At 57.1% G+C, this 24330-nt stretch carries 22 protein-coding genes; 3 read left to right on the forward strand and 19 right to left on the reverse strand.

Annotated features, from left to right (window positions below):
* Positions 1 to 6: 6 nt before the first annotated feature.
* Positions 7 to 1047, reverse strand: a complete 1041-nt coding sequence (locus S7A_RS15585; protein WP_009092110.1) for a GMP reductase — start codon at positions 1045 to 1047, stop codon at positions 7 to 9.
* Positions 1048 to 1281: 234 nt separating this feature from the next.
* Between S7A_RS15585 and coaE the strand changes: the two genes are divergently transcribed.
* Genes coaE through yacG form a run of 3 tightly spaced genes read left to right on the forward strand, consistent with a single transcriptional unit; the run spans position 1282 to position 2844 of the window.
* A complete protein-coding gene (coaE, locus tag S7A_RS15590; protein ID WP_009092113.1) occupies positions 1282 to 1890 on the forward strand; it encodes a dephospho-CoA kinase in 609 nt (202 codons plus the stop codon).
* Between the two features lie 4 nt (positions 1891 to 1894).
* Positions 1895 to 2638: a cell division protein ZapD gene (gene zapD / locus S7A_RS15595; RefSeq protein ID WP_009092116.1), complete on the forward strand. Its 744-nt coding sequence runs from the start codon at positions 1895 to 1897 to the stop codon at positions 2636 to 2638.
* 8 nt (positions 2639 to 2646) lie between these two features.
* Entirely contained in the window at positions 2647 to 2844 is a 198-nt protein-coding gene (gene yacG, locus S7A_RS15600; RefSeq protein WP_009092117.1) for a DNA gyrase inhibitor YacG, read from the forward strand.
* Positions 2845 to 2874: 30 nt separating this feature from the next.
* Here the strand turns inward: yacG and mutT are convergent, their stop codons facing one another.
* From mutT to rsmH, 18 genes are all read right to left on the reverse strand, one after another.
* Positions 2875 to 3270, reverse strand: a complete 396-nt coding sequence (mutT, locus tag S7A_RS15605) for an 8-oxo-dGTP diphosphatase MutT (protein ID WP_009092119.1) — start codon at positions 3268 to 3270, stop codon at positions 2875 to 2877.
* 142 nt (positions 3271 to 3412) lie between these two features.
* Positions 3413 to 6115: a preprotein translocase subunit SecA gene (gene secA / locus S7A_RS15610; protein WP_009092121.1), complete on the reverse strand. Its 2703-nt coding sequence runs from the start codon at positions 6113 to 6115 to the stop codon at positions 3413 to 3415.
* 74 nt (positions 6116 to 6189) lie between these two features.
* Positions 6190 to 6696 carry a secA translation cis-regulator SecM gene (gene secM / locus S7A_RS15615; RefSeq protein ID WP_237712321.1) on the reverse strand — a complete coding sequence of 169 codons (507 nt, stop codon included), beginning with the start codon at positions 6694 to 6696 and terminating at the stop codon, positions 6190 to 6192.
* 299 nt (positions 6697 to 6995) lie between these two features.
* A complete protein-coding gene (gene lpxC, locus S7A_RS15620) occupies positions 6996 to 7913 on the reverse strand; it encodes a UDP-3-O-acyl-N-acetylglucosamine deacetylase (RefSeq protein WP_009092125.1) in 918 nt (305 codons plus the stop codon).
* 101 nt (positions 7914 to 8014) lie between these two features.
* Positions 8015 to 9169: a cell division protein FtsZ gene (ftsZ, locus tag S7A_RS15625; protein WP_009092127.1), complete on the reverse strand. Its 1155-nt coding sequence runs from the start codon at positions 9167 to 9169 to the stop codon at positions 8015 to 8017.
* Between the two features lie 71 nt (positions 9170 to 9240).
* On the reverse strand, positions 9241 to 10497 hold the full coding sequence (ftsA, locus tag S7A_RS15630; protein ID WP_009092129.1) for a cell division protein FtsA: 1257 nt from the start codon (positions 10495 to 10497) through the stop codon (positions 9241 to 9243).
* Positions 10494 to 11333, reverse strand: coding sequence for a cell division protein FtsQ (gene ftsQ / locus S7A_RS15635; protein ID WP_009092131.1), 840 nt, complete (start codon positions 11331 to 11333; stop codon positions 10494 to 10496). Before ftsQ ends, ftsA begins: the two co-directional genes overlap by 4 nt.
* Position 11334: 1 nt before the next feature.
* Positions 11335 to 12255 (reverse strand): D-alanine--D-alanine ligase, encoded by a 921-nt coding sequence (locus tag S7A_RS15640; RefSeq protein ID WP_009092132.1) that lies wholly within the window; start codon positions 12253 to 12255, stop codon positions 11335 to 11337.
* Complete coding sequence (murC, locus tag S7A_RS15645; protein ID WP_009092134.1) at positions 12245 to 13723, reverse strand: UDP-N-acetylmuramate--L-alanine ligase; 1479 nt, start codon at positions 13721 to 13723, stop codon at positions 12245 to 12247. The genes S7A_RS15640 and murC overlap by 11 nt, the downstream gene beginning before the upstream one ends.
* A 70-nt stretch (positions 13724 to 13793) precedes the next feature.
* Positions 13794 to 14852 carry an undecaprenyldiphospho-muramoylpentapeptide beta-N-acetylglucosaminyltransferase gene (gene murG, locus S7A_RS15650; protein WP_009092136.1) on the reverse strand — a complete coding sequence of 353 codons (1059 nt, stop codon included), beginning with the start codon at positions 14850 to 14852 and terminating at the stop codon, positions 13794 to 13796.
* Complete coding sequence (ftsW, locus tag S7A_RS15655; protein WP_009092138.1) at positions 14849 to 16063, reverse strand: cell division protein FtsW; 1215 nt, start codon at positions 16061 to 16063, stop codon at positions 14849 to 14851. Before ftsW ends, murG begins: the two co-directional genes overlap by 4 nt.
* Entirely contained in the window at positions 16063 to 17379 is a 1317-nt protein-coding gene (gene murD, locus S7A_RS15660; protein WP_009092140.1) for a UDP-N-acetylmuramoyl-L-alanine--D-glutamate ligase, read from the reverse strand. The genes ftsW and murD overlap by 1 nt, the downstream gene beginning before the upstream one ends.
* A 2-nt stretch (positions 17380 to 17381) precedes the next feature.
* Positions 17382 to 18464, reverse strand: a complete 1083-nt coding sequence (gene mraY, locus S7A_RS15665; protein WP_009092141.1) for a phospho-N-acetylmuramoyl-pentapeptide-transferase — start codon at positions 18462 to 18464, stop codon at positions 17382 to 17384.
* Positions 18458 to 19816, reverse strand: a complete 1359-nt coding sequence (gene murF / locus S7A_RS15670) for a UDP-N-acetylmuramoyl-tripeptide--D-alanyl-D-alanine ligase (protein ID WP_009092142.1) — start codon at positions 19814 to 19816, stop codon at positions 18458 to 18460. Before murF ends, mraY begins: the two co-directional genes overlap by 7 nt.
* The gene (murE, locus tag S7A_RS15675; RefSeq protein ID WP_009092144.1) at positions 19813 to 21300 is read right to left on the reverse strand and encodes a UDP-N-acetylmuramoyl-L-alanyl-D-glutamate--2,6-diaminopimelate ligase; all 1488 of its coding nucleotides are present in this window, start codon (positions 21298 to 21300) and stop codon (positions 19813 to 19815) included. Before murE ends, murF begins: the two co-directional genes overlap by 4 nt.
* Positions 21287 to 23053, reverse strand: a complete 1767-nt coding sequence (locus tag S7A_RS15680; RefSeq protein ID WP_009092146.1) for a peptidoglycan glycosyltransferase FtsI — start codon at positions 23051 to 23053, stop codon at positions 21287 to 21289. Before S7A_RS15680 ends, murE begins: the two co-directional genes overlap by 14 nt.
* A 16-nt stretch (positions 23054 to 23069) precedes the next feature.
* Positions 23070 to 23390: a cell division protein FtsL gene (ftsL, locus tag S7A_RS15685; protein ID WP_003854764.1), complete on the reverse strand. Its 321-nt coding sequence runs from the start codon at positions 23388 to 23390 to the stop codon at positions 23070 to 23072.
* Complete coding sequence (rsmH, locus tag S7A_RS15690; protein ID WP_009092147.1) at positions 23387 to 24328, reverse strand: 16S rRNA (cytosine(1402)-N(4))-methyltransferase RsmH; 942 nt, start codon at positions 24326 to 24328, stop codon at positions 23387 to 23389. Before rsmH ends, ftsL begins: the two co-directional genes overlap by 4 nt.
* Positions 24329 to 24330: the final 2 nt, after the last annotated feature.

The following is a 24330-nucleotide window of genomic DNA, read 5'->3' on the forward strand; positions in this document are numbered from 1 at the left end:
GGACGATTACCGGTTGAATACGCGGTTTTCCTGCTCATTGACCCGGATGAAGGTCGTGCGTTTGGTCAGCTCTTTCAGACGCTCAGCCCCGACGTAGGTGCAGGCGGACCGCAAACCTCCCAGAATATCCCGTGCAGTATCAGCCACCGGGCCACGTAATGGCAGCTTCACCGTTTTACCTTCGGCGGCCCGATACTGGGCGACACCGCCGACATGACGTTTCATCGCCGATTCAGAACTCATGCCGTAAAACAGCATGAAGCTTTCGCCATTTTCTTCGACGACCTGCCCTTCACACTCATCGTGTGCCGCCAGCATGCCTCCCAGCATCACAAAGTCCGCTCCGCCGCCAAAGGCTTTCGCAATATCGCCTGGCACCGAACAGCCGCCATCACTGACAATCTGTCCACTTAAGCCATGGGCCGCATCGGCACATTCGATGACGGCAGAAAGCTGCGGATAGCCCACGCCGGTTTTCACCCGGGTCGTGCAGACTGACCCCGGACCGATGCCAACCTTGACGATATCCGCGCCCGACAGAATCAGCTCTTCCACCATTTCCCCTGTCACCACATTACCGGCACAGATGGTTTTCGCCGGGAACATCTCACGAGCGCGCTGCAGAAAATCAACAAAATGCTGCGAGTAGCCGTTGGCCACGTCGATGCAGATAAACTGTAAATCGTCGGACAGCGCCATAATGGCGACCAGCTTGTTCAGATCGTTTTCAGAGGTGCCGGTTGACACCATCACATGCTTCAGAACCGTGGCGGGGACGCGCTGAATAAACGCCCGCCACTCCTCCACGCTGTAGTGCTTGTGAACGGCAGTGAGAATAGCAAAACTGGCCAGCGCCTCAGCCATTAAAAAGGTGCCGACGGTATCCATGTTAGCCGCGATAATCGGGACGCCGCTCCAGCTCAGGCGGGAGTGGCGGAAGGTGAAGCTGCGTTCCAGCTCGACCTGCGAGCGGCTTTGCAGCGTGGAGCGTTTGGGCCGGATTAAGACATCTTTAAAGCCCAGTTTCAGATCTTCTTCAATACGCATAAACAGTGTCCTGGTAGGTGGCAACAACTCGCCGTTCGCGAAATAAGCACGGTTCCAGTGACGTTATATTACGCGCCTCTGGCGACGCGACAAGACTGCGAATTTCACTTTATTTACGCTACAATCCGTAAAATTTATTGCTGCTTTATTGGTGTGATCTGTCGCTCATTTTTGCGTTTTTTGTTCAGATCATTACCCTGAACCTATGTCCATATGAGAAGCCAGGTGAGAAACATGCCCTATACCGTCGCGCTCACAGGAGGAATCGGCAGTGGTAAAAGCACGATAGCCGGAGCCTTTGCTGCGCTTGGTGTGGAAATTATTGATGCTGACCTGATCGCACGCGAAGTGGTCGAGCCAGGCACTCCCGCTCTGCAGGCCATTGAGGCGCGCTTCGGCGCATCGATCGTGACCGGACAAGGAACGCTTGACCGTGCTCGCCTGCGCGAAATTATTTTCCAGCAGCCCGAAGAGAAAAGCTGGTTAAACGCGCTGCTGCACCCGCTGATTAACGCCCGGACGCGACAGCTGATCGCCCAGGCGGCCTCACCTTATGTGCTCTGGGTGGTGCCACTACTGGTAGAAAATCAGTTACAGCACCAGGCTGATCGGGTGCTGGTCGTGGATGTTGATGAGGAGACGCAGTTAGCCCGTACCCGACAGCGCGATGGGCTCTCCCTGGAGCAGGCGCAACGTATTCTTTCCGCGCAGGCGACGCGCCAGCAGCGCCTCGCCTGTGCCGACGATATTATTGATAACAGTGGCGAGCCCGATGACGCCTTGCCACAGGTTGCCGGACTTCACCAGCGCTACCTCCGGCTGGCGGCAACGAAACAGGATTAATAACATGAGCACACCCGTTCTGTTTGAACACCCACTGAATGAAAAAATGCGGACCTGGCTACGGGTTGAGTTTTTAATTAATCAGTTAGACGAAACGACCCCGCTGGATAAAACCGTCAACGCGCTGACCTTTTTCCGCCTCACTGGCGAGTTGCTCGACATTTTCGAGCGGGGCGATATTCGCACAGAGCTGCTGAAAGAGCTGGAGCGTCAGCAGCAGAAATTACGCGCCTGGGCGGATGTGCCGGGTGTCGATATGACGCGGGTAGATGCCCTGAGCGATAAACTCAAAAGTCAGTCAACCCGGTTGATGAATGCGCCACGGATGGGGCAGCAACTCCGCGAGGATCGTCTCATTGCCCTGGTGCGCCAGCGTCTGAGCATTCCTGGCGGCTGCTGCAGTTTTGATTTGCCGGGTCTGCACATCTGGCTGCATCTGCCACAGGAAGTCCGCGATGCGCAGGTTGAAGCCTGGATGCAGACCCTGGAGCCACTCCATCATGCCCTGGCGATGGTGCTGGATTTGATCCGCCAGTCGGGTTCGTTCCATACGCAGACCAGCCTCAATGGCTTTTATCAGGATAATGCCGAGGATGCCGATCTGCTGCGACTGCAGCTGTCGCTGGACGATGCGCTCTATCCACAGGTGTCCGGCCACAAAAGCCGCTACGCCATTCGTTTTATGCCGCTGGACAGCGAGCGCGGCGAAGTGCCCGCCCGTCTTAACTTCCAGCTGGCCTGTTGTTAGAGGTAACTATGCAGCAAGAAGTCATGACCGTCTCCTGTCCGCAGTGTGGCAAAGAGGTGATCTGGGACGAACTCAGCCCGTTTCGGCCGTTTTGCAGTAAGCGCTGTCAGCTTATCGATTTAGGGGAATGGGCTGCCGAAGAGAAACGCATTCCCAGCAGCGATGATATGAACGACAGTGAAAACTGGAGCGAAGAAGATCGCTGACAGAAGGATGGGGCGCACTGCCCCATCTGCTCAGAGCTCGCCGGCGACCAGACGCGCAATCAGCTGATGATTCGCGGCCGGAAATTCGTCGGCGACCAGCGCCTGCTGATCAACCCAGCGCTGCGGCTGCCCCTCTTTACCCCACGGCTCTCCCTTCCAGCCTTCGACCAGAAAGAAATGCAGCGTTACGCGCAGATCGTCATAGGTGTGGTCGGCATGACCAATCGGGCGCGCATCGGTCACTTCAATACCGGTTTCTTCATGGAGTTCTCTGACGAGCCCCTCCTCCGCGCTTTCGCCCGCTTCAATCTTACCGCCGGGAAACTCCCATTTGTTCGCCATGTAAGACGTTGACGCGCGCTGGGCAAGGAAAATTTGTTTACTGGCATTGCGAATGATGCCAACCGCAACCTGCAGGTGCTTCATGGAAACTGTCCGGTCGTAATGAGTGAGGGCTGATTTTAGAACATGCTATAGCGGAAGTTAACCGCTTTACGTCTGCTCTGGCGAGATGGGCCGCGGGCATAAAAAAAGGAGCCAGCGGCTCCTTTTTCATCAGCATTGCGTATCAGGCGATACGGCCATGACACTGCTTGTATTTCTTACCGGAACCACACGGGCAGGGATCGTTGCGGCCGACTTTACGTTCACCGCTCTGCTCTGCCGCCGGTTCTGCCAGCGCATCCTCTTCTACGTGGCTCAGCTGCTGCTGCTGCGCCAGACGCTCGGCTTCTTCACGACGCTGCTGCTCCATCGCTTCAACCTCTTCAGGCATACGCACCTGAACCTTGCTCAGGGTACTGATCACTTCATACTTCAGTGATTCCAGCATCGCAGCGAACATGGCGAAGGATTCGCGCTTGTACTCCTGCTTAGGATCTTTCTGCGCATAGCCACGCAGATGGATACCCTGACGCAGATAGTCCATCGCAGCCAGATGCTCTTTCCACAGCGAATCCAGCGTCTGAAGCATCACGCCTTTTTCGAAGTTACGCATCATCTCGGCACCGACGATCTCTTCTTTGGCAGCATAGCTCTCGGTCGCGTGGGTCATGATGCGCTCACGCAGCACTTCCTCGTGCAGATCCGGCTCTTTATCCAGCCATTCCGCTATCGGCAGGTTAAGATCGAAGTCGGCGCGCAGACGCTCTTCCAGCCCTGGCACGTCCCACATCTCCTCCAGTGACTGCGGCGGAATGTAGGTATCGATGGTCGCTTTGTAGACATCGTGGCGAATACTGTTAATGGTTTCGCTCACATCAGAGACATCCAGCAGCTCATTACGCTGGCTGTAGATAGCGCGACGCTGATCGTTTGCCACATCATCATATTCCAGCAGCTGCTTACGAATATCGAAGTTACGGCTTTCAACTTTGCGCTGAGCATTGGCGATCGCTTTGGTGACCCATGGATGCTCAATCGCCTCGCCAGGCTTCATGCCCAGTTTACGCATCATATTCGACACGCGATCGGAGGCAAAAATACGCATCAGCGCATCTTCCATTGAGAGGTAGAAGCGTGAGGAGCCGGCATCACCCTGACGACCTGCGCGACCACGCAGCTGGTTGTCGATACGGCGGGACTCATGACGCTCGGTACCGACGATGTGTAAACCCCCTGATGCCAGAACCGCATCGTGACGAACCTTCCAGGCCGCTTTGATCTCTTCGATCTGCGCTTCGGTCGGATTCTCCAGCGCCGCCACATCGGCATGCCAGCTGCCGCCCAGCATAATGTCTGTACCACGACCCGCCATGTTGGTGGCGATCGTTACCGCACCCGGCTGACCCGCCTGCGCCACGATATCCGCTTCGCGGGCGTGGAACTTGGCGTTCAGAACGTTGTGTTTAATACCCGCACGGGTCAGTTCGTTAGAGACCACTTCCGATTTTTCAATCGAGATCGTCCCTACCAGCACCGGCTGACCGTTAGCAGTACGCTCACGGATATCTTCGATAATCGCATCGATCTTCTCTTTCTCGGTCATGTAGACCAGGTCAGCCAGATCTTTACGTACCATCGGACGGTTGGTCGGCACCACGATAGTGTCGAGTTTATAGATGGAGCTGAATTCGAACGCTTCAGTGTCTGCGGTACCGGTCATACCGGCCAGCTTCTCGTAAATACGGAAGTAGTTCTGGAAAGTGATAGAGGCCAGCGTCTGGTTCTCGTTCTGAATCTCTACCCCTTCTTTGGCTTCAATCGCCTGATGCAGACCATCGGACCAGCGACGACCCTGCATGGTACGGCCGGTGTGTTCATCAACAATCACGACCTCGCCATCTTTGACGATATAGTCCACGTCGCGGGTAAAGAGCGCATGAGCACGCAGCGCCGCCGTAACGTGATGCATCAGCATGATGTTGGTCGGTGAATAGAGTGACTCACCCGCTTCCATGATGCCCTGGCTGACCAGCAGCTCTTCCACCTTAACCAGACCGCGCTCGGACATGTGAGCCTGACGCGCTTTCTCATCGACCCAGAAGTCACCTTCACCCTGATGAGTTTCGTTATCTTCCTTATCCTGACGAACCAGATGAGGGATGATTTTGTTCACTTTGGTGTAGAGGTCAGAACTGTCTTCTGCCGGACCGGAGATAATCAGCGGCGTACGCGCTTCATCGATCAGGATGGAGTCGACCTCATCCACCAGTGCATAGTGCAGTTTACGCTGTACGCGCTCTTCCGGGCTGAAAGCCATATTGTCGCGCAGGTAGTCGAAGCCATACTCGTTGTTGGTGCCGTAGGTGATGTCTGCAGCGTAGGCTTCGCGCTTCGCTACCGCAGGCAGGCCCGACATGTTGATACCAATGCTCAGGCCAAGGAACTCGAACAGTGGACGGTTGTTTTCCGCATCGCGCTGAGCCAGATAGTCGTTGACGGTCACCACGTGAACGCCTTTGCCGGAGAGTGCGTTCAGGTAGGCTGGCAGGGTCGCGGTCAGGGTTTTACCTTCACCGGTGCGCATCTCAGCGATGCAGCGGTCGTTCAGCACCATGCCGCCAATCAGCTGAACGTCGAAGTGACGCATGCCAAACACACGTTTACTGGCTTCACGCACTGTCGCAAAGGCTTCAGGAATCAGGCTCTCCAGCGATTCGCCTTTTTTCAGGCGCTCGCGGAACTCGTCCGTTTTGGCTTTCAGTTCATCATCAGAGAGCTTCTCGAAATCAGGCTCCATCTTATTGATGACATCTACCACTTTGCGCATGCGGCGCAGCGTACGATCGTTGCTGCTGCCAAAAACCTTGGTCAATATTTTGCTTAACATAATCAATAGTTTCTCAATTCAGCCGGCGCTTGCCGGACTGCGAAATCTTAACAGAGTGAATAAAACCAAAAATATTAGCAGAACAATCGGGCAGGTCCGGCGCGAATGCCATGCACGCTGGCATGCCACTCAACCCATGAGCGGGTTACGGCGGTGAAAAGCGGGGGTGCCGTCATCAGCTGCGGGGCGGTATGCTGCGCAGAATGGGACGTCAGTAAGTTATGCAGTGAATCAATCAGCGCCAGCTTTTGTGCCGCCAGCGGTAAAATCTGTGGCTCCGCCTGGGCCTGTGGCGCCAGCGTGAACGAAAGATGACGGATAACCGTACGGATGGCATGCTGATGCCAGTAATCCACGCTGAAGCTGGGACGGCGGGACGCTTCCTGAAGCCGTATCAGGTGGTCAAAACGTGCGGCACTGCCCAGAAAAAGGCTGCTGGCCGGAGATTCTGAAGAGGTGCTGAGTTCGGAGTTTTGCGCACAGGCTGGCAGGCCAAAGCTGGCCGCGACCATCCCTAACAGGAGATGGGGCCAGAAATAGCGTCTACCCAATTGTCGCCAGCGCTGAAGAATCCCGATCACACCCTTTCCATTGCGCATGCTCCTGCGCCTTTGTTTTCGTTCAACCGCCGCATGCTGCAACGGATTTCGGCCTGTAAAAGCGCCACAGATAGTATCATTAATGTGGGGCATCCACACCTGAGATTAAAGTGGCGGTGTGAGAAAAGGCGAGCGATTGTTCAGCAATTCAGCAGAACAGACAAGGCGTTACGAGAGAGGTCACACAATTGCGACGGAGAACAGGAGGGCAATAAAAAACGGCTGGTGCCGCTGACCGGAGAGGGTGTCAGCATAACCAGCCGTTTCGCGTTCCGGGGTAATTAAGCCAGAACCAGATTCGGTGCTTTGAATGCCAGCGGCAGTTCAGCTTCGTCTTCGAAGGTTGCCCATTCCCAGGCTTCCTGCTTAGCCAGAACCGCTTGCAGCAGCTTGTTGTTCAGTGCGTGGCCTGATTTGAATGCAGTAAATGCACCAATGATGTTGTGACCACACATAAACAGGTCGCCGATAGCGTCCAGCATTTTGTGACGGACAAACTCGTCTTCAAAACGCAGGCCTTCTTCATTCAGTACGCGGAAATCATCCAGACCTATCGCACAATCTAAGCTACCGCCCAGGCACAGGCCTTTAGACTGCAGATATTCGATTTCACGCATAAAGCCAAATGTACGCGCCCGGCTGATCTGACGAACAAAGGCATCAGCAGAAAAGTTCATCGCATAACGCTGTGAGCTGGAATCGATAGCCGGGTGTTTGAAGTCGATGGTGAAATCTAGCGAGAAACCGTTATACGGTTTGATCTCGGCCCATTTATCACCCTCTTCCACACGCACGGTCTGCTTAACGCGCACGAATTTCTTCGCGCTGTTGAGCTGTTCGATACCCGCATCCATCAGCAGATAGATAAACGGTGCTGCGCTGCCATCCATGATCGGAATTTCCGGAGCATCGACTTCAACAATAATGTTATCGATACCCAGACCGGCCAGGGCGGCATTGAGGTGTTCGACCGTTGAAATACGCACGCCGTCATCATTCACCAGGCAGGTACTCAGCATGGTGTCGCGCACGTATTTTGCATCAGCCGGAAAATCTACCGGTGGATTCAAGTCGGTGCGACGATAGATGACCCCGGTGTTAGCCGACGCAGGGCGTAATGTCAGGGTGACTTTTTTGCCGGTATGCAAACCGACACCCGTCGCCTGAACAATACGTTTTAATGTCCTTTGTTTGATCATCGCATTATCTCGCAATATTACCTTTCCGACCGCCAGTATACTTTACCAGCGGGCAGACACTTTAGCACAAAGAGCGGAGAACCCCAATTATAGGGTTAATCCTAATCGGCCTGCTTGCGTAAAAAGGCCGGAATATCAAGATAGTCGGGCTCTTTGTTCGACTGCGCAGCCTGGTCGTTAACCACTTTAGCAGCGGGTTTCTGCTCCTGCGGCAGCGGTGACATACCGTGCTGCTGATAGCGGTGATCCATCACAGGCTGGCTGGCTGGCTTGTTAGTGACCAGCGTGATTTCCGGACGCTTGTCCATGCCGATACCGGTTGCCACCACGGTGACGCGCAGTTCGTCGTTCATTTCCGGATCCAGCGAGGTGCCGATAACCACGGTTGCGTTGTCAGAGGCGAAGGCGCGGATGGTGTTACCCACGGTTTCGAACTCATCCAGACGCAGATCGAAGCCTGCCGTAATGTTGACCAGCACGCCACGTGCACCAGACAGGTCGATATCTTCCAGCAGTGGGCTGGAGATCGCCATTTCAGCCGCTTCTTCCGCGCGATCTTCACCGCACGCAACGCCTGAACCCATCATCGCATAGCCCATTTCAGACATGACGGTACGCACGTCAGCAAAGTCGACGTTCATCAGGCCCGGACGGGTGATCAGCTCGGCAATACCCTGGACTGCGCCTTTCAGCACGTCGTTGGCTGCGCCAAACGCATCCAGCAGGGAGATTCCGCGACCCAGCACTTTCAGCAGCTTGTCGTTAGGAATGGTGATCAGTGAATCGACATGCTTAGAGAGTTCAGCGATCCCCTGCTCGGCAAACGCCATGCGTTTTTTGCCTTCGAAGTTGAACGGCTTGGTGACCACGGCCACCGTCAGGATGCCTAAATCCTTTGCCACTTCAGCCACGACAGGCGCTGCACCGGTACCGGTACCGCCGCCCATGCCGGCTGCGATGAACACCATGTCTGCCCCTTCCAGCGCAGAACGCAGTGCTTCGCGATCTTCTTCTGCAGAGTTACGGCCCACTTCCGGGTTCGCACCCGCACCCAGACCTTTGGTAATGTTGTTACCGATCTGGATCGTCTGGCCAACCGCTGTTTTACGCAGCGCCTGAGCGTCGGTATTCACAGCAAAGAATTCCACACCTTCGATACGCTCGCGTACCATGTGCTCTACGGCGTTACCGCCGCCGCCACCGACGCCGATGACTTTAATCACCGCGTCGTTGGTTAATTCCATAGGTTCAAACATGATTTCTCTCCGTTATGTGCCTGTCGCCTGGAGATCACTAAAGAAAACAGCATGATCTCCTTTCACAAAAATTAAAACTCTTTTTTTAACCAACTGTTAAAACGCTTGAACCAGTTACCTACTGAGACACGCTTTTCGGTCTCTGCATCACCGTTCATGTGCGACTCTTTGCCATAGTGCAGCAGTCCCACCGCGGTCGAGTAGTACGATTCCTGCGCATAATCAGTCAGGCCAGTAATATTCAGCGGCTGTCCGATACGCACCTGCGTATGGAATACGCGTTGCGCACAGGCCGCCAGTCCTTCAATTTGCGCGGCGCCACCGGTCAGGACAATGCCTGCGGCTAAGTGGTGCTTCACGCCCTGCTGACGCAGTTGTTCCTGTAACTGCAGAATCTCGTCGTTGACCAGATTCAAAAGTTCGGTATAACGCGGCTCAATCACCTCTGCCAGCGTCTGACGCTGCAGGCTGCGCGGTGGACGTCCACCCACGCTTGGCACTTCAACGTTCTCATCTTTGCCGACAATCGATCCCAGCGCACAGCCATGGCGCACTTTAATCGCCTCCGCATCGGTTGGCGGTGTGCCAAACGCATAGGCGATATCGCTGGTGACGACGTTGCCCGCATACGGAATAACCTTAGTGTGCCGTAAAGCGCCGCCGGTATATACGGCAATGTCCATTGTACCGCCACCAATGTCGACAACACACACGCCCAGCTCACGTTCGTCTTCCGTTAAAACGGCAAAACTGGAGGCGAGACCGGCAAAAATCAGCTGATCGACTTTCAGCCCGCACCGCTCAACGGCTTTTACGATGTTCTTCGCCATGTCGTTGTGACAGGTGATCAGGTGCACTTTCGCCTGCATACGCACGCCGGAAAGGCCGACCGGGTTCTTAATCCCTTCCTGATAGTCGATGGCATATTCCTGAGGAATCACGTGCAGGATGCGATGCTCATCACGCACACGCACCGATTTGGCGGTATGCACGACGTTCTCCACATCATCCTGAGTCACTTCCTCTTCCGAAATCGGAACCATCCCGATTTCGTTCTGACAACTGATATGTTTGCCCGATAAAGCAAGGTAGACAGAGGAGATCTGGCAATCTGCCATCAGCTCAGCCTGGTCGATGGCACGCTGAACGCATTTCACCACCGACTCAAGGTCGTTTACGCCACCTTTATCCATACCGCGGGAGGGACAGCTGCCCACCCCAATAATGTTGACCATACCATCGGGCAGAATTTCCCCAACCAGGGCGGCGACCTTCGCAGTGCCGATTTCGAGTCCAACTACCAGTTTTCTGTCCGTTGCCTTGATCATTGTTGTTTAGCCTGTGCCTGGTTCTGTTGCTGATTACTGTCCTGTGGCTCCATCACAACCGGTGTCCAGCCAACAGAAGCGCCCGAGTCGTATCGCAAATCCACGTAGCTGATACGTTTGCTCTCGTTCTGACCTTGCTGTTCCAGCACCGGGTAGAGCTCAATAAAGCGATTCAGTCGTTTCATGGTGTCGCTGCGGCCCAGCTCGATACGAACATCATCGCTGGTGACCAGCTGCCATGAACGCCGGGCCGTCATCGACGCCACCTTCAGAGTAAACTTCCGGGCTTTCAGCACATCATCCATGCTGTGATAGCCCGCCAGGACCTCTTTCTCACTCCCTTCAGGTCCATACAGCATTGGCAACGTCTCTTTACCAATGTGGCTGGCAGGCACACTGAAGGAAACCCCATCAGCATCCACCATATGCACATCGTTCCAGCGCGCCACTGGCGTGTACTCCACCAGATGAATCTTCAGCTCGTCCGGCCACTGTTTACGCACGCTGACCTGCTTGATCCACGGCAGCCGCTCGATCTGCTGCTGCAGGATGTCGACATTCTGCGACATAAAGGTGCCCGGTGGGCCAAGCGACAGGATCGCCTGGCGGATATCATCGTGCGTGGTGTAGTGCGTCTGCCCCGTTACCACCAGTCTGGATAACGGCAACCGGGACGCATCATTCATCCACTTCAGCACCACCAGCCCGCCGGAAATCATAATCCCGATGACAATCAGCAGGAAAACAATACCGAACAGTCGGGCTCCGTTACTGCGCCCGGTGCGAGTACGCTCCTGCGGTTCACGGTTTCGAACTCTCATCGCCGCCTGTGACATATCAGTCGGCCAGCTCCAGAATATGGGCAACCAGCTGCGGGAAACGCATACCCGCCTGTTTCGCCGCCATCGGCACCAGACTGTGGCTGGTCATGCCCGGTGAGGTGTTGGCTTCCAGCAGCTGAAAGTTCCCCTCTCCGTCGGTCATCACATCAACCCGTCCCCAGCCACGGCATCCCAGCGCACGCCAGGCTGCCAGCACCAGCTGCTGCAATTCTGCTTCCCGTTCGGCACTTAAATCGGCCGGACAGAGATACTGAGTATCGTCAGAAATGTATTTAGCTTCATAGTCATAGAACTCGCTGGCGCTCTTAATTTCAATGGCAGGCAGAATACGATCGCCCACAATCGCGACGGTATACTCCGCGCCGCTGAGAAACGCCTCGACCAGCACGTCATTGTCGTGCTTAAACGCCAGTTCCAGTGCAGCAGGCAGCGCGCTCAGATCGTTGACCCGGCTGATGCCCACGCTGGAGCCTTCACAGGCTGGCTTAACAAACAGTGGCAGGCCAAGCGCCGCAATCGCCGCGTCGCTCTCGGCATCCAGCCCGGCATCAAATTGCTGACGCGTCAGCCAGACAAAGCGTCCTGAAGGTAAGCCGCGCCCCTGCCACAGCAGTTTGGTGCGCAGCTTGTCCATGGTGACGGCTGAGGCCATCACGCCGCTGCCCGTGTAGGGTAGTTGCAGAAACTCCAGCACCGCCTGCAGCGAGCCATCTTCGCCACCCCGGCCATGCAGAGCGATAAAGGCTTTGGTAAAGCCCTGCTCTTTCAGCGTGAGAACCGAAACATCACGGGTATCGATGCCATATGCATCAATGCCCATTTCCCGTAATCCGGCTAACACAGCCTGACCCGAGTTGAGTGACACCTCACGCTCTGCCGAGGTACCGCCCATTAATACGGCAACTTTATCCGCCATGACGATCCTCCGCTTTCTGCTCCGGCTGGAGCTTCGCGTCAGCCAGCTTGCGGGCAACCTTACCGACGTTACCGGCCCCCTGCACCAGAATCAGATCGTTGCCTGACAGCAGCGGTGCCAGCATCTCCGGCAGCGCGTCATGTTCCGGCACCAGAATCGGATCCACTTTGCCCCGATTGCGAATCGCACGGCAGAGCGAACGGCTGTCTGCGCCCGGAATGGCCGTCTCACCGGCAGAGTAGACATCCAGCATCAGCAGGACATCGACATGTGACAGCACGTTGGCGAAATCATCGAAGAGATCGCGGGTTCGGCTGAAACGGTGCGGCTGAAATACCATGACCAGTTTTTTGTCCGGCCAGCCTGCACGTGCCGCTTTGATCGTCGCCTCAACTTCAGTCGGGTGATGACCATAGTCATCCACCAGCATTGCGCTGCCCGGCTGCCCGTTTACCGGTTCGGTCGGGAACTCACCCAGCAGATCAAAGCGACGGCCCGTGCCCTGGAAGCTCTCCAGCGCGGCCAGAATGGCGTTGTCTTCAATGCCCTCTTCGCTGGCGACGGCAACCGCGGCGGCCGCATTCAGTGCGTTGTGGCGGCCCGGTGCGTTCAGCGTAATCTGCAGCGGCGCTTTATCCTGACGGATCAGGGTGAAATGTCCCTGCGCACCACTCTGCTCATAATTCTCAATGCGCAGGTCAGCGTCATCACTGAAACCGTAGGTGGTAATGTGCCGTCCTACACGTGGGATCAGATCGCGGATCACCGCATCATCCACGCACATCACTGCGCGACCATAAAACGGCAGGTTGTGCAGGAAGTTAATAAAGGTCTGCTTCAGGTTCTCAAAATCGCCCTGATAGGTGTCCATGTGGTCCGCTTCGATGTTGGTTACAATCGCCACCATCGGCTGCAGATGCAGGAACGACGCGTCACTCTCATCCGCTTCGGCAATCAGATAGCGGCTGTTGCCCAGACGGGCATGGGTGCCTGCTGCTTTGACCAGTCCGCCGTTCACAAAGGTCGGATCCAGCCCGGCTTCCGCATAAATGCTTGAGACCATCGCCGTGGTGGTGGTTTTGCCATGGGTGCCCGCAACGGCGATGCCGTGACGGAATCGCATCAGCTCCGCCAGCATCTCCGCGCGACGAATGACCGGAATGCGCTGTTCACGCGCCGCCACCAGTTCAGGGTTGTCCTGCGAGACCGCGCTGGAAACCACCACCACGCTGGCATCGTTCACGTTTTCAGGGCGATGGTTAAAATAGATGGTCGCACCCAGCGCTATCAGGTTCTGCGTCACCGGGTTAGGGGCCAGATCTGAACCGCTGATATGGTAGCCTTCATTTGCTAACACTTCGGCAATACCGCCCATGCCAGCACCACCGATGCCGACAAAGTGGATGTGCCGGACGCGACGCATCTCGGGCACGATAGAACGCAGTTTTGCCAATTGTTGTGTATTCATCGCTCTCAATTACCTGCTCTTTCAGTTTGTACCCGGCCCGGGTACAGGTCAGACACGCTGACCGGAATGATTACTTTGCGGCGCGAGCCACTTCCTGTGCGACCCGATCGGTCGCATCGGGGATCGCCACCTGACGGGCCTGCTCAGCCATCGTCAACAGGGTTGCGCGATCCCAGTGGCGTAGCAGATCCGCTACGGCCTCCGCAGTAAACTGCGGCTGCTCAAAAATTCTGGCGGCGCCCGCTTTTTCCAGCGGCAGCGCGTTCCAGTACTGCTGGCGATCCTTGTGCTGAAACGGCACGAAAATCGCCGGTAAACCAGCGGCAGCGACTTCACTCACGGTTAACGCTCCGGAGCGGCAGACCACCACATCGGCCCAGGCATAGGCCGCCGCCATATCATCGATAAACTCGGTGACCCTGTGCTGCGTCTGACCCGCCTGCTGATAGGCTTTCTCCGTTTCGGGCAGCGCCCCTTTACCGGTCTGATGCCACAGGGTGATCTCATCACCCACCAGCGCCGCAATCTGCGGCAGCGTCTGATTCAGTATCCGCGCGCCCTGACTGCCGCCAATCACCAGCACCCGGATCGGGCCTGACCGGTCGGCCAGCCGTTGTGCCGGCAGAGGCAGCGCCAGCACATCCGTACGCACCGGATTGCCCACCACATCGGCAGCAGGAAAAGCCCCCGGAAACGCCTGCAGCACTTTGGTGGCGATTTTCGCCAGCCATTTGTTAGTCAGTCCGGCAATCCCGTTCTGCTCATGCAGTACCACCGGAATGCCGCAACTCCAGGCCGCCAGGCCACCCGGACCGGAAACGTAGCCGCCCATGCCCAGCACAACATCGGGCTGCCAGGCTTTCATAATGCGGCGCGCCTGACGCCATGCATTGAAGATGCGCATGGGCGCCAGCAGCAGCGCTTTCAGGCCTTTACCGCGCAGTCCGCTGATGCGGATAAAGTCGATCTCAATGCCGTGCTTCGGCACCAGATCGGCCTCCATGCGGTCGGCGGTGCCTAACCAGCGAACCTGCCAGCCCTGTTCCATCAGATGATGGGCGACAGCCAGACCGGGAAAAACATGTCCGCCGGTTCCGCCTGCCATCACCATCAATCGCTTACCGCTCATCGACCACCTCGGGTAAACGCCTGCGCTTTCGCCAGGCGCGTTTCATAATCTATGCGTAATAAAAAGACGATGGCGGTCGACATAATGATCAGACTCGAACCACCGTAACTGATCAGCGGCAAGGTCAGGCCTTTAGTCGGTAACATACCGGCTGCAGCCCCGACGTTAACCAGCGCCTGGAAGCTGAACCAGACGCCAATTGAACAGGCTAAGAAGCCGGAAAAACGCTGATCCAGCTCCAGCGCGCGTCGGCCAATCGACATCGCACGAAAAGCGACGAAGAATACCATTAAAAGTGCCAATACCACACCGATGTAACCGAGTTCTTCCCCTATGATGGCGAAAATAAAGTCGGTGTGCGCCTCCGGCAGATATTCCAGCTTTTGCACGGAGTTACCGAGTCCCTGCCCCCAGAACTCACCGCGGCCAAAGGCCATCAGCGACTGGGTCAGCTGGTAGCCACTCCCAAACGGATCTTCCCAGGGATTCCAGAACGACGTCACGCGGCGCATACGGTAGGGTTCTGCAATGATAAGCAGGATCACCGCAAAGATACCGGAGCCGATAATCGCCATGAACTGCCACAGCTTGGCCCCCGCCAGGAAGAGCATCGCCAGCGTCGTAACAAACAGCACCACCACCGTTCCCAGGTCGGGCTGCGCCAGCAGTAACACCGCCAGCACGACCATGACGCCCATCGGTTTACAGAAGCCCCAGAAGTTATTACGCACCTCTTCCACTTTGCGCACCAGGTAACTGGCGAGATAGCAGAACAGGGAGAGCTTCGACAGCTCCGCAGGCTGGATACGCAGCGGACCCAGCGCAATCCAGCGCGATGCACCGTTAACCGAGCTGCCGACCACCAGAACAATCAGCAGCATAACGATCGTGACCATCAGCATCACGTTGCTGTAGCGCTGCCAGAAATCCATTGGCACCCGCAGCGTGACCAGCGCCATGCCCAGCGCCAGCGCAATGTAGAAGGCGTCACGCTTGGCAAAGTAAAAGAGATCGTCATTCAGACGCTGACCGACCGGCATAGAGGCCGAAGTCACCATCACAAAACCAATCACTGCCAGACCGAGCGTCAGCCATAACAGCGTGCGGTCATAGAGCACCAGTGAAGTGTCATCACTTTCACGCGCTCCCATGACCCAATCTTTCAGGCGTCCTGAGAAATAGTGAGCCAGTCCGGCGCCAGGAATACGCATCAGCTCAGCTCCTTCGCCAGCTGCGCGAACTGATCGCCGCGCTGCTCAAAGTTACGGAACTGGTCCAGGCTGGCACAGGCGGGCGACAGCAGAACCATATCGCCGGATTTAACCTGAGGCGCGATCTGCTCCATTGCCTGACGCATCGTCTCCGTGCGTACGGCGATCTCAGGACGCAGCGCCGCCAGTGCATCGCCATCGCGGCCAAAACAGTAGAGACGCACATTGTCACCCTGCAGCCAGGGGATCAGCGGCGTAAAGTCGGCTGATTTGCCATCGCCGCCCATCAGCAGCCATAACGTGCCGTTCACCTGCAGACCATTCAGCGCCGCTTCGGTGCTGCCAACATTGGTGGCTTTAGAGTCGTTAATCCAGCGCACGCCCTGATGCTCATGCACCAGCTGGAAGCGATGTGCCAGACCGTTAAAATGCGTTAAAGCGGCCAGGCTGGAGGCGCGTGGCAACCCTACGGCGTCAGCCAGGGCCAGCGCCGCCAGTGCATTGGTGTAGTTGTGCTGGCCGGTCATTTTCATTTCAGCGGTGTTCAGCACCTTCTCACCCTTCACCCGCAGCCAGATACTGCCCTGCTGCTTGTTAAGGTGATAGTCACCGAAATCGATGCCAAAGCTGACACAACGGGTGTCCGCCCCGCGAACCGGCATCGTCAGGGCGTCATCGGCGTTAACGATGCAGGTCTGCGCATTCTCGTAAACCCGCAGTTTGGCGGCACGATACTGCTGCATCCCCAGCGGATAGCGATCCATATGATCTTCGCTGACGTTCAGCACGGTTGCCGCCGCGGCTTTCAGGCTGTGCGTAGTCTCAAGCTGAAAACTGGAGAGCTCCAGCACGTAGAGCTGCGCCGGAGACTGTAACAGGCTCAGTGCGGGCAGGCCGATGTTGCCGCCCACGCCCACCTGCCAGCCTGCGGCTTTGGCCATCTCGCCCACCAGCGTCGTCACCGTGCTTTTGCCGTTAGAACCGGTAATCGCCACGACAGGCGCCTGCGCCTCGCGGCAAAACAGCTCGATGTCGCCGACGATTTCGATACCGGCATCTGCTGCTTCGCTGAGAAGCGGATGCGCCAGCGCGATACCCGGACTGGCAACAATCAGATCGGAGGTCAGCAGCCAGTCGCCGTTAAGACCGCCCAGATGGCGTTCAACCTGCCCGGGCAATTTATCCAGCCCCGGCGGCGAGACACGGGTATCCATCACGCGAGGCGTTACGCCCTGCGCCAGAAAGAAATCAACACAGGAGAGCCCGGTCAGGCCCAGCCCGATGATGACGACTTTTCTACCCCGATAGTCAGCCATGATTAACGCACCTTCAGCGTGGCCAGGCCAATCAGCACCAGCATTAGCGAAATAATCCAGAAGCGCACAATCACGCGCGGTTCCGGCCAGCCTTTCAGTTCATAGTGGTGATGGATCGGCGCCATGCGGAAAATACGCTGACCGCGCAGCTTGAACGATCCCACCTGCAGGATCACCGACAGCGTTTCAACCACAAACACGCCGCCCATGATCACCAGTAAAAATTCCTGACGCAGTAACACCGCGATGGTTCCCAGCGCGCCGCCCAGTGCCAGCGAGCCCACATCCCCCATAAAGACCTGTGCCGGGTAGGTGTTAAACCACAGAAAGCCCAGCCCTGCCCCGACGATAGCGGTGCAGACAATCACCAGTTCACCGGCATGACGCAGGTAAGGGATGTGCAGATATTCTGCGAATTTCACGTTACCCGTTGCCCAGGCAACCAGCGCGAAGCCGGCCGCCACAAAGACGGTCGGCATAATAGCCAGACCATCCAGGCCATCGGTCAGGTTGACCGCATTACCCGTTCCGACAATCACAAAGTAGGCCAGCAGCACATAAAAGAGGCCGAGCTGCGGCATGATGTCTTTGAAAAATGGCACCACCAGCTGGGTCGCCGGCGTATCTTTGCCTGCCGCATACAGCGCGAACGCCACGCCCAGCGAAATCACCGACATCCAGAAATATTTCCAGCGGGCGATGAGTCCCTTCGTGTCTTTACGTACGACTTTACGGTAATCGTCGACAAAGCCGATGATGCCAAAGCCGATTAACACCACCAGCACACACCAGACATACGGATTCGACGGATAGGCCCACATCAGCACCGAAATGGTGATGGAGGTCAGGATCATGATGCCGCCCATAGTCGGCGTGCCGCGCTTGCTGAAGTGAGACTCCGGGCCGTCGTTGCGGACAACCTGACCGATCTGTAACTTCTGCAGCCAGGCGATCAGGCGCGGTCCCATCCAGAGCGAGATAAATAACGCGGTCAGCAGGCTGACAATGGCGCGAAACGTCAGATAGGAAAAGACGTTAAAACCGGAATATAAAGCGACCAGATGCTCGGCCAGCCAAACTAACATGTTCCTTTCTCCTGTAAGCTCTGTACTACCTGCTCCATGGCGGCACTACGCGAACCTTTTATCAAGACAGTAATTTCTGAGTGTTCGGACAACAGCTGGCGTAAACGTTCAGTCAGCGCCGTCTTATCGCTGAAATGTTCGCCAGCTTTGCTGCTTTCGCTGATGAAATGGCTGAATCTGCCGGTCGTCAGCACGCGATCGATGCCTGCGTCACGTGCCGCCTCGCCGACTTCGCGGTGACACTGTTCGGTCTCGTCGCCCAGCTCGGCCATATCCCCCGCCACCAGCACCCGATAGCCCGGCATCTCGGACAGCACCTGAACCGCTGCGGTCATTGAACCGACGTTAGCGTTGTAACTGTCATCCAGCAGCAGCTGCTGCGCAGAGAGGCGCACCGGGAACAGACGGCCAGGCACCGACTGCAGGCTTTTCAGCCCCTGCTGAACGGCGCTCAGCGGCGCGTCCACTGACAGGGCCAGCGCCGCAGCGGCCAGAGCATTAGCGATGTTATGGCGACCCGGCAGCGGCAGAACGATCTCCACTTCGCCACGCGGAGTCACCATGACAAAATGGGTGCCGTCCTGAGCAATGCGGATATCGCGGGCGGAGAAGTCGCACCCTGCCGCCTGTGGTGCAAAGCGCCACACGGTTTTATCCTGCAGATTCGCCTGCCACTTTGGCCAGTCATTGCTCTCGGCATTCAGAATCGCAATGCCGTGCGGCGGTAAGCCCTGAAAAATTTCGCCTTTAGCTTTGGCAACGCCCGCCAGTGAACCAAAGCCTTCCAGATGTGCTGCCGCCAGGTTGTTAACCAGCGCACTCTCCGGCCGAACCAGATCGGTGGTATAGGCGATTTCGCCCTGATGATTCGCGCCCAGCTCGATCACCGCATACTGATGTTCAGGTGTCAGGCGCAGCAGCGTCATCGGGACGCCATAGTCGTTATTGAGATTACCGGCGGTATAGAGCGTTTCACCGCACTGACGCAGAATCGCCGCGGTCATCTCTTTCACCGAGGTTTTTCCGGATGAGCCGGTCAGCGCCACGACGCGGGCGGTGGACTGCTGGCGAACCCAGGCCCCCAGTCTGCCAAAGGCGAGACGGGTATCCTCAACGACCACTTGCGGTACAGCGACAGGTAAATGCTGACTGACCAGCAGCGCCTGTGCGCCATTCGCAATCGCATCGCCGACAAAGTCATGCGCATCAAAACGCTCACCCACCAGCGCGACAAACAGGCTGCCAGCCGTCACCTTGCGGGTATCTGTGGTGACCTCATTCAGAGTGAGGTCGCTGCCATAAAGCGTGCCGCCGGTGATCTGTGCCAGGGTCTGTAATGAAACCGGAATCATGCTGTGCCTCCCAGCAGAGCCGCGACCGTTGCACGGTCGGAGTAATCAAGCCGGTGTGTACCGATGATCTGATAATCTTCGTGGCCCTTGCCCGCGACCAGCACGATGTCGTCAGGCTGCGCCTGCATAATGGTGTTAGTCACCGCCTGCGCACGACCGGAGACCACACGGGCGCGGCCCGGGTCCAGCAAACCGGTCAGAATATCGTTGACGATGGCCTGCGGATCTTCACTGCGCGGGTTGTCATCGGTAATCACCACCACATCGGCAAACTGCTCGGCAATCGCCCCCATTAACGGGCGTTTCCCTTTGTCACGATCGCCACCGCAGCCAAACAGGCACCACAGTTTCCCTGTGCAGTGCAGGCGTGCCGCTTCCAGCGCTTTTTCCAGCGCGTCTGGCGTGTGAGCGTAATCGACCACGACCGTGGGTTTACCTGCGGCACTGAACACTTCCATACGCCCGTTGACCGGCTGTAACCGGGGGGCGGCGTCGATCAGCGTCGCCAGCGGATAGTCGAGCGCCAGCAGGGTCGCCAGCGCCAGCATCAGATTGCTGACATTGAATGCGCCCATCAGCGGGCTGGCAATGTCGCCATTGCCCCAGCTGGAGCTGAAACGGATATGGGCGCCGTTGTCGTGGTACTCCACCGTGTCGGCTTTCAGCCAGCGGCCATGGCAACCCGGCTGGAGGTTATTCTCCATGGTGACTGCGACCGCATCCGGTAAGCGCGCGAGCCAGCGACGCCCCACTTCATCATCCGCGTTGAGGATCGCCTGACCGACCTGATGCTCAGAGAAGAGCAGCCATTTGGCGGACTCGTAGCTCTCCATGTCACCGTGATAGTCGAGGTGATCGCGGCTGAGATTGGTGAAGACCGCAGCGGCAAACGGCAGTGCCGCGACGCGATGCTGAACCAGCCCGTGTGAGGAGACTTCCATGGCGGTCAGGGTCGCCCCTTTTTCAGCCAGATCGTGCAGCAGATGCTGTACGTCTACCGCAGAGCCGGTAGTATTTTCGGCGGCGGCCAGCTGGCCTACCAGGCCATTGCCGACCGTGCCCATGACCGCGCTGGTTTCACCCAGCAGCATTGCCCACTGCGCCAGTAACTGCGTGGTGGTGGTTTTGCCGTTGGTACCGGTCACGCCGATCAGCTTCTGTTTTTCACCTGGCTGCTGGTAAAAGCGTCCGGCTAATGCCGAAAGACGCTGATGCAGCTGCGCCAGATAGATAACCGGCACACCGTGCATTTCACGGATTTCACCGTCGGCGGCTTCGCCTTCGGCTTCCGCAACAACGGCAGCGACGCCCTGCGCAATCGCCTGCGGGATAAAGCGGCGTCCATCAACCTGATGGCCTGAAACAGCGACAAACAGATCGCCAGAAGCCGCAAGGCGGCTGTCCAGGGTCATGTCACGCAGTGGGCGCGCCGGCGCGCCTGGCACCCAGGGGCCGAGTAAGTCGCGCAGGTTACGATCTGTCACTTGATTCCTCACTTCTGTTAGTCACCAGCTCGTTTCTGTCATTGGTCGGTAACGCATCCGGTTCGATGTTCATGGTGCGCAGTACGCCGCCCATGATGGCACCAAACACCGGAGCAGAAACCGCACCACCATAATATTTGCCGGCCTGGGGATCGTTGATCACCACCACCAGCGCGAACCGAGGATGACTGGCAGGTGCAACACCTGCGGTATAGGCGATGTATTTGTTGACGTAGCGACCATCCGGTCCGACTTTTTTCGCCGTACCGGTTTTTATCGCAATGCGATAGCCCTTGATGGCCGCTTTGACACCGCCGCCACCGGGCAGCGCCACGCTTTCCATCATATGCATCACGGTTTTCACCAGCGACTCATCGAAAACGCGCTCTCCCGCGACGGGCGGGTCGACTTTGGTAATCGACAGCGGGCGATTAATGCCATAGCTGCCAATGGTTGCGTAGACTCGCGCTAACTGTAACGGCGTTACCATTAGCCCGTAGCCGAAAGAGAAGGTGGCCCTCTCTATGTCAGACCACCGTTGTTTTTTAGGGTATAAGCCACTGCTTTCCCCGACCAGCCCCAAATTGGTCGGTTTGCCCAGTCCAAAACGCGAGTAAGTTTCTACCAGCGCTGAGGAGGGCATCGCTAACGCCAGACGTGAAACCCCGACGTTACTCGACTTCTGCAGAACCCCTGTCAGGGTCAATTCGTTGTAGCGCGCCACATCTTTGATCTCATGACCATTGACGCGGTACGGCACGGTATTCAGAACGCTGTTCTCTCTGACCACGCCGCGTTGCAGCGCCGTCATCACCACCATCGGCTTCACGGTTGAGCCAGGCTCGAAAATGTCGGTGATGGCGCGGTTGCGCATCAGATCTTTGGAGGTATTACTGAGATTGTTCGGGTTGTAAGCCGGGCTGTTAGCCATCGCCAGCACTTCACCGGTGTTCACATCCACCAGCACCGCCGTGCCCGACTCCGCTTTGTTGAACGCCACGGCGTTATTCAGTTCGCGGTAAACCAGCGCCTGCAGACGTTCATCAATGCTCAGGGTCAGGTTGTGGGCCGCCCGGCTGTCGACGGAAGAGATATCTTCGATGACCCGACCGTAACGGTCTTTACGCACCGTTCGTTCGCCCGGCGCACCGGTCAGCCACTTATCAAAGCTCTTCTCGATGCCTTCAATGCCCTGTCCGTCGATATTGGTAAAACCAATCAGATGGGAGGTGACCTGCCCGGCAGGATAGTAGCGGCGCGACTCTTCGCGCAGATGAATACCGGGAAGTTTGAGTTTTTTAACGTACTCGCCGATAGCCGGATTGACCTGGCGCGCCAGATAGACGAAGCGGCCTTTCGGGTTGGCGTTAACACGCGCCGCCAGCTGATCCAGCGGAATCGAAAGCGCATCGGAGAGCGCCTTCCAGCGGCTGTCCAGTGTGACGCCGCCGCCGGCGTGGAGCTCTTTGGGATCGGCCCAGATGGCATTTACCGGGACACTGACGGCGAGCGGGCGTCCGGCTCGATCGCTGATCATCCCGCGCGACGTCGGCACCGCCTGCACGCGCAGCGAGCGAAGATCGCCCTCTTTGACCAGCTTGCCTGGATTGATCACCTGCAGCCAGGCAACGCGTGACAGCAGTCCACCCAGCGCCAGCAAAATACAGCCGCACAGCAACGCAAAACGCCAGCTTACAAAGCTGGCCTTATCTTCCGGTTTCTTTAACTTCAGCGTTCTGCCTGTACCGCTCATTCGCTATCTGAGGTCCTTATTTCTGCACCACGATATTTTCTTGTGAAGGATCAACGTGCTGCAGCTGCAGCTTCTCGGTGGCGATGCGTTCGACACGGCTGTGATCGCCCAGCGCATTCTCTTCCAGAATCAGGTTGCGCCATTCGATATCCAGCGCGTCGCGCTCCAGTACCAGCTGTTCACGCTGTGCGGTTAACAGTCGGGTTTTATGGGTGGTGGTGACCACCAGCACGGCAGAAACCACCACAGCGATCAGCAACAGCACCGGGATCTTGCCCTTTCGCAGCAGATCCCCGCCGATAACGGCGGGCAGACTGTGACGCTCATTACCGATCATGCGTCGGTTTTCTCCGCAATACGTAATACCGAACTGCGCGCGCGCGGGTTCTCAGAAACTTCGGCATCGCCCGGCGACATTTTGCCGAGTAATTTCAGTTCACGACCGCCCAGGGCACGCAGCTGATGTTCCGTCATTGGCAGCCCGGCTGGGACCTGCGGCCCGCGACTCTGATCGCGCATAAAGCGTTTCACCAGCCGATCTTCCAGCGAGTGGAAGCTGATCACCGAAAGGCGCCCTTGTGGTGCCAGCACCTCAACTGCCCCTTTCAGCGCAATATCGATCTCTTCCAGTTCACTGTTAATCCAGATACGGATCGCCTGGAAACTGCGCGTCGCCGGATGCTTGAACTTATCTTTAACCGGCGTGGCAACGGCGATCACCTCAGCCAGCTCCCGTGTCCGGGTCATCGGCGCTTCGCGATTGCGCTCAACAATGGCGCGGGCGATACGTTTGGCGAACCGCTCTTCACCGTAGGTTTTCAGAACGAAAGCGATGTCTGCCTCTTCCGCCTGCAGCAACCACTCGGCGGCGGAGTGGCCGCGCGAAGGATCCATACGCATATCCAGCGGTCCGTCACGCATAAACGAGAAGCCGCGCTCTGCGTCATCCAGCTGCGGTGAGGAAACCCCCAGATCCAGCAGGATGCCGTCAATTTTTCCGACCAAATCCCGCTCAGAGACATACTCTGCCAGGGCGGAAAAAGGGCCATGAATAATAGAGAAGCGGGGATCTGTAATCTCAGCGGCAGCGGCGATAGCTTGAGGGTCGCGATCGATGGCGATCAGTTGTCCCTTCTCTCCCAGTTGCGAAAGAATCAGACGTGAATGACCACCACGACCAAACGTGCCGTCGATGTAGATACCGTCTTCCCTGATATTGAGGCCGTTAACCGCCTCATCCAACAGCACGGTGGTATGTTTGAAATTTTCCTGCATAG

Source organism: Pantoea sp. Sc1 (assembly GCF_000255315.1).
Lineage (GTDB): Bacteria > Pseudomonadota > Gammaproteobacteria > Enterobacterales > Enterobacteriaceae > Pantoea > Pantoea anthophila.

Coding starts and splice junctions, on each gene's coding strand:
- S7A_RS15585 (WP_009092110.1), bottom strand. CDS start 1,047: ATGCGTATTGAAGAAGATCTGAAACTGGGCTTTAAAGATGTCTTAATC.
- coaE (WP_009092113.1), top strand. CDS start 1,282: ATGCCCTATACCGTCGCGCTCACAGGAGGAATCGGCAGTGGTAAAAGC.
- zapD (WP_009092116.1), top strand. CDS start 1,895: ATGAGCACACCCGTTCTGTTTGAACACCCACTGAATGAAAAAATGCGG.
- yacG (WP_009092117.1), top strand. CDS start 2,647: ATGCAGCAAGAAGTCATGACCGTCTCCTGTCCGCAGTGTGGCAAAGAG.
- mutT (WP_009092119.1), bottom strand. CDS start 3,270: ATGAAGCACCTGCAGGTTGCGGTTGGCATCATTCGCAATGCCAGTAAA.
- secA (WP_009092121.1), bottom strand. CDS start 6,115: ATGTTAAGCAAAATATTGACCAAGGTTTTTGGCAGCAGCAACGATCGT.
- lpxC (WP_009092125.1), bottom strand. CDS start 7,913: ATGATCAAACAAAGGACATTAAAACGTATTGTTCAGGCGACGGGTGTC.
- ftsZ (WP_009092127.1), bottom strand. CDS start 9,169: ATGTTTGAACCTATGGAATTAACCAACGACGCGGTGATTAAAGTCATC.
- ftsA (WP_009092129.1), bottom strand. CDS start 10,497: ATGATCAAGGCAACGGACAGAAAACTGGTAGTTGGACTCGAAATCGGC.
- ftsQ (WP_009092131.1), bottom strand. CDS start 11,333: ATGTCACAGGCGGCGATGAGAGTTCGAAACCGTGAACCGCAGGAGCGT.
- S7A_RS15640 (WP_009092132.1), bottom strand. CDS start 12,255: ATGGCGGATAAAGTTGCCGTATTAATGGGCGGTACCTCGGCAGAGCGT.
- murC (WP_009092134.1), bottom strand. CDS start 13,723: ATGAATACACAACAATTGGCAAAACTGCGTTCTATCGTGCCCGAGATG.
- murG (WP_009092136.1), bottom strand. CDS start 14,852: ATGAGCGGTAAGCGATTGATGGTGATGGCAGGCGGAACCGGCGGACAT.
- ftsW (WP_009092138.1), bottom strand. CDS start 16,063: ATGCGTATTCCTGGCGCCGGACTGGCTCACTATTTCTCAGGACGCCTG.
- murD (WP_009092140.1), bottom strand. CDS start 17,379: ATGGCTGACTATCGGGGTAGAAAAGTCGTCATCATCGGGCTGGGCCTG.
- mraY (WP_009092141.1), bottom strand. CDS start 18,464: ATGTTAGTTTGGCTGGCCGAGCATCTGGTCGCTTTATATTCCGGTTTT.
- murF (WP_009092142.1), bottom strand. CDS start 19,816: ATGATTCCGGTTTCATTACAGACCCTGGCACAGATCACCGGCGGCACG.
- S7A_RS15680 (WP_009092146.1), bottom strand. CDS start 23,053: ATGAGCGGTACAGGCAGAACGCTGAAGTTAAAGAAACCGGAAGATAAG.
- ftsL (WP_003854764.1), bottom strand. CDS start 23,390: ATGATCGGTAATGAGCGTCACAGTCTGCCCGCCGTTATCGGCGGGGAT.
- rsmH (WP_009092147.1), bottom strand. CDS start 24,328: ATGCAGGAAAATTTCAAACATACCACCGTGCTGTTGGATGAGGCGGTT.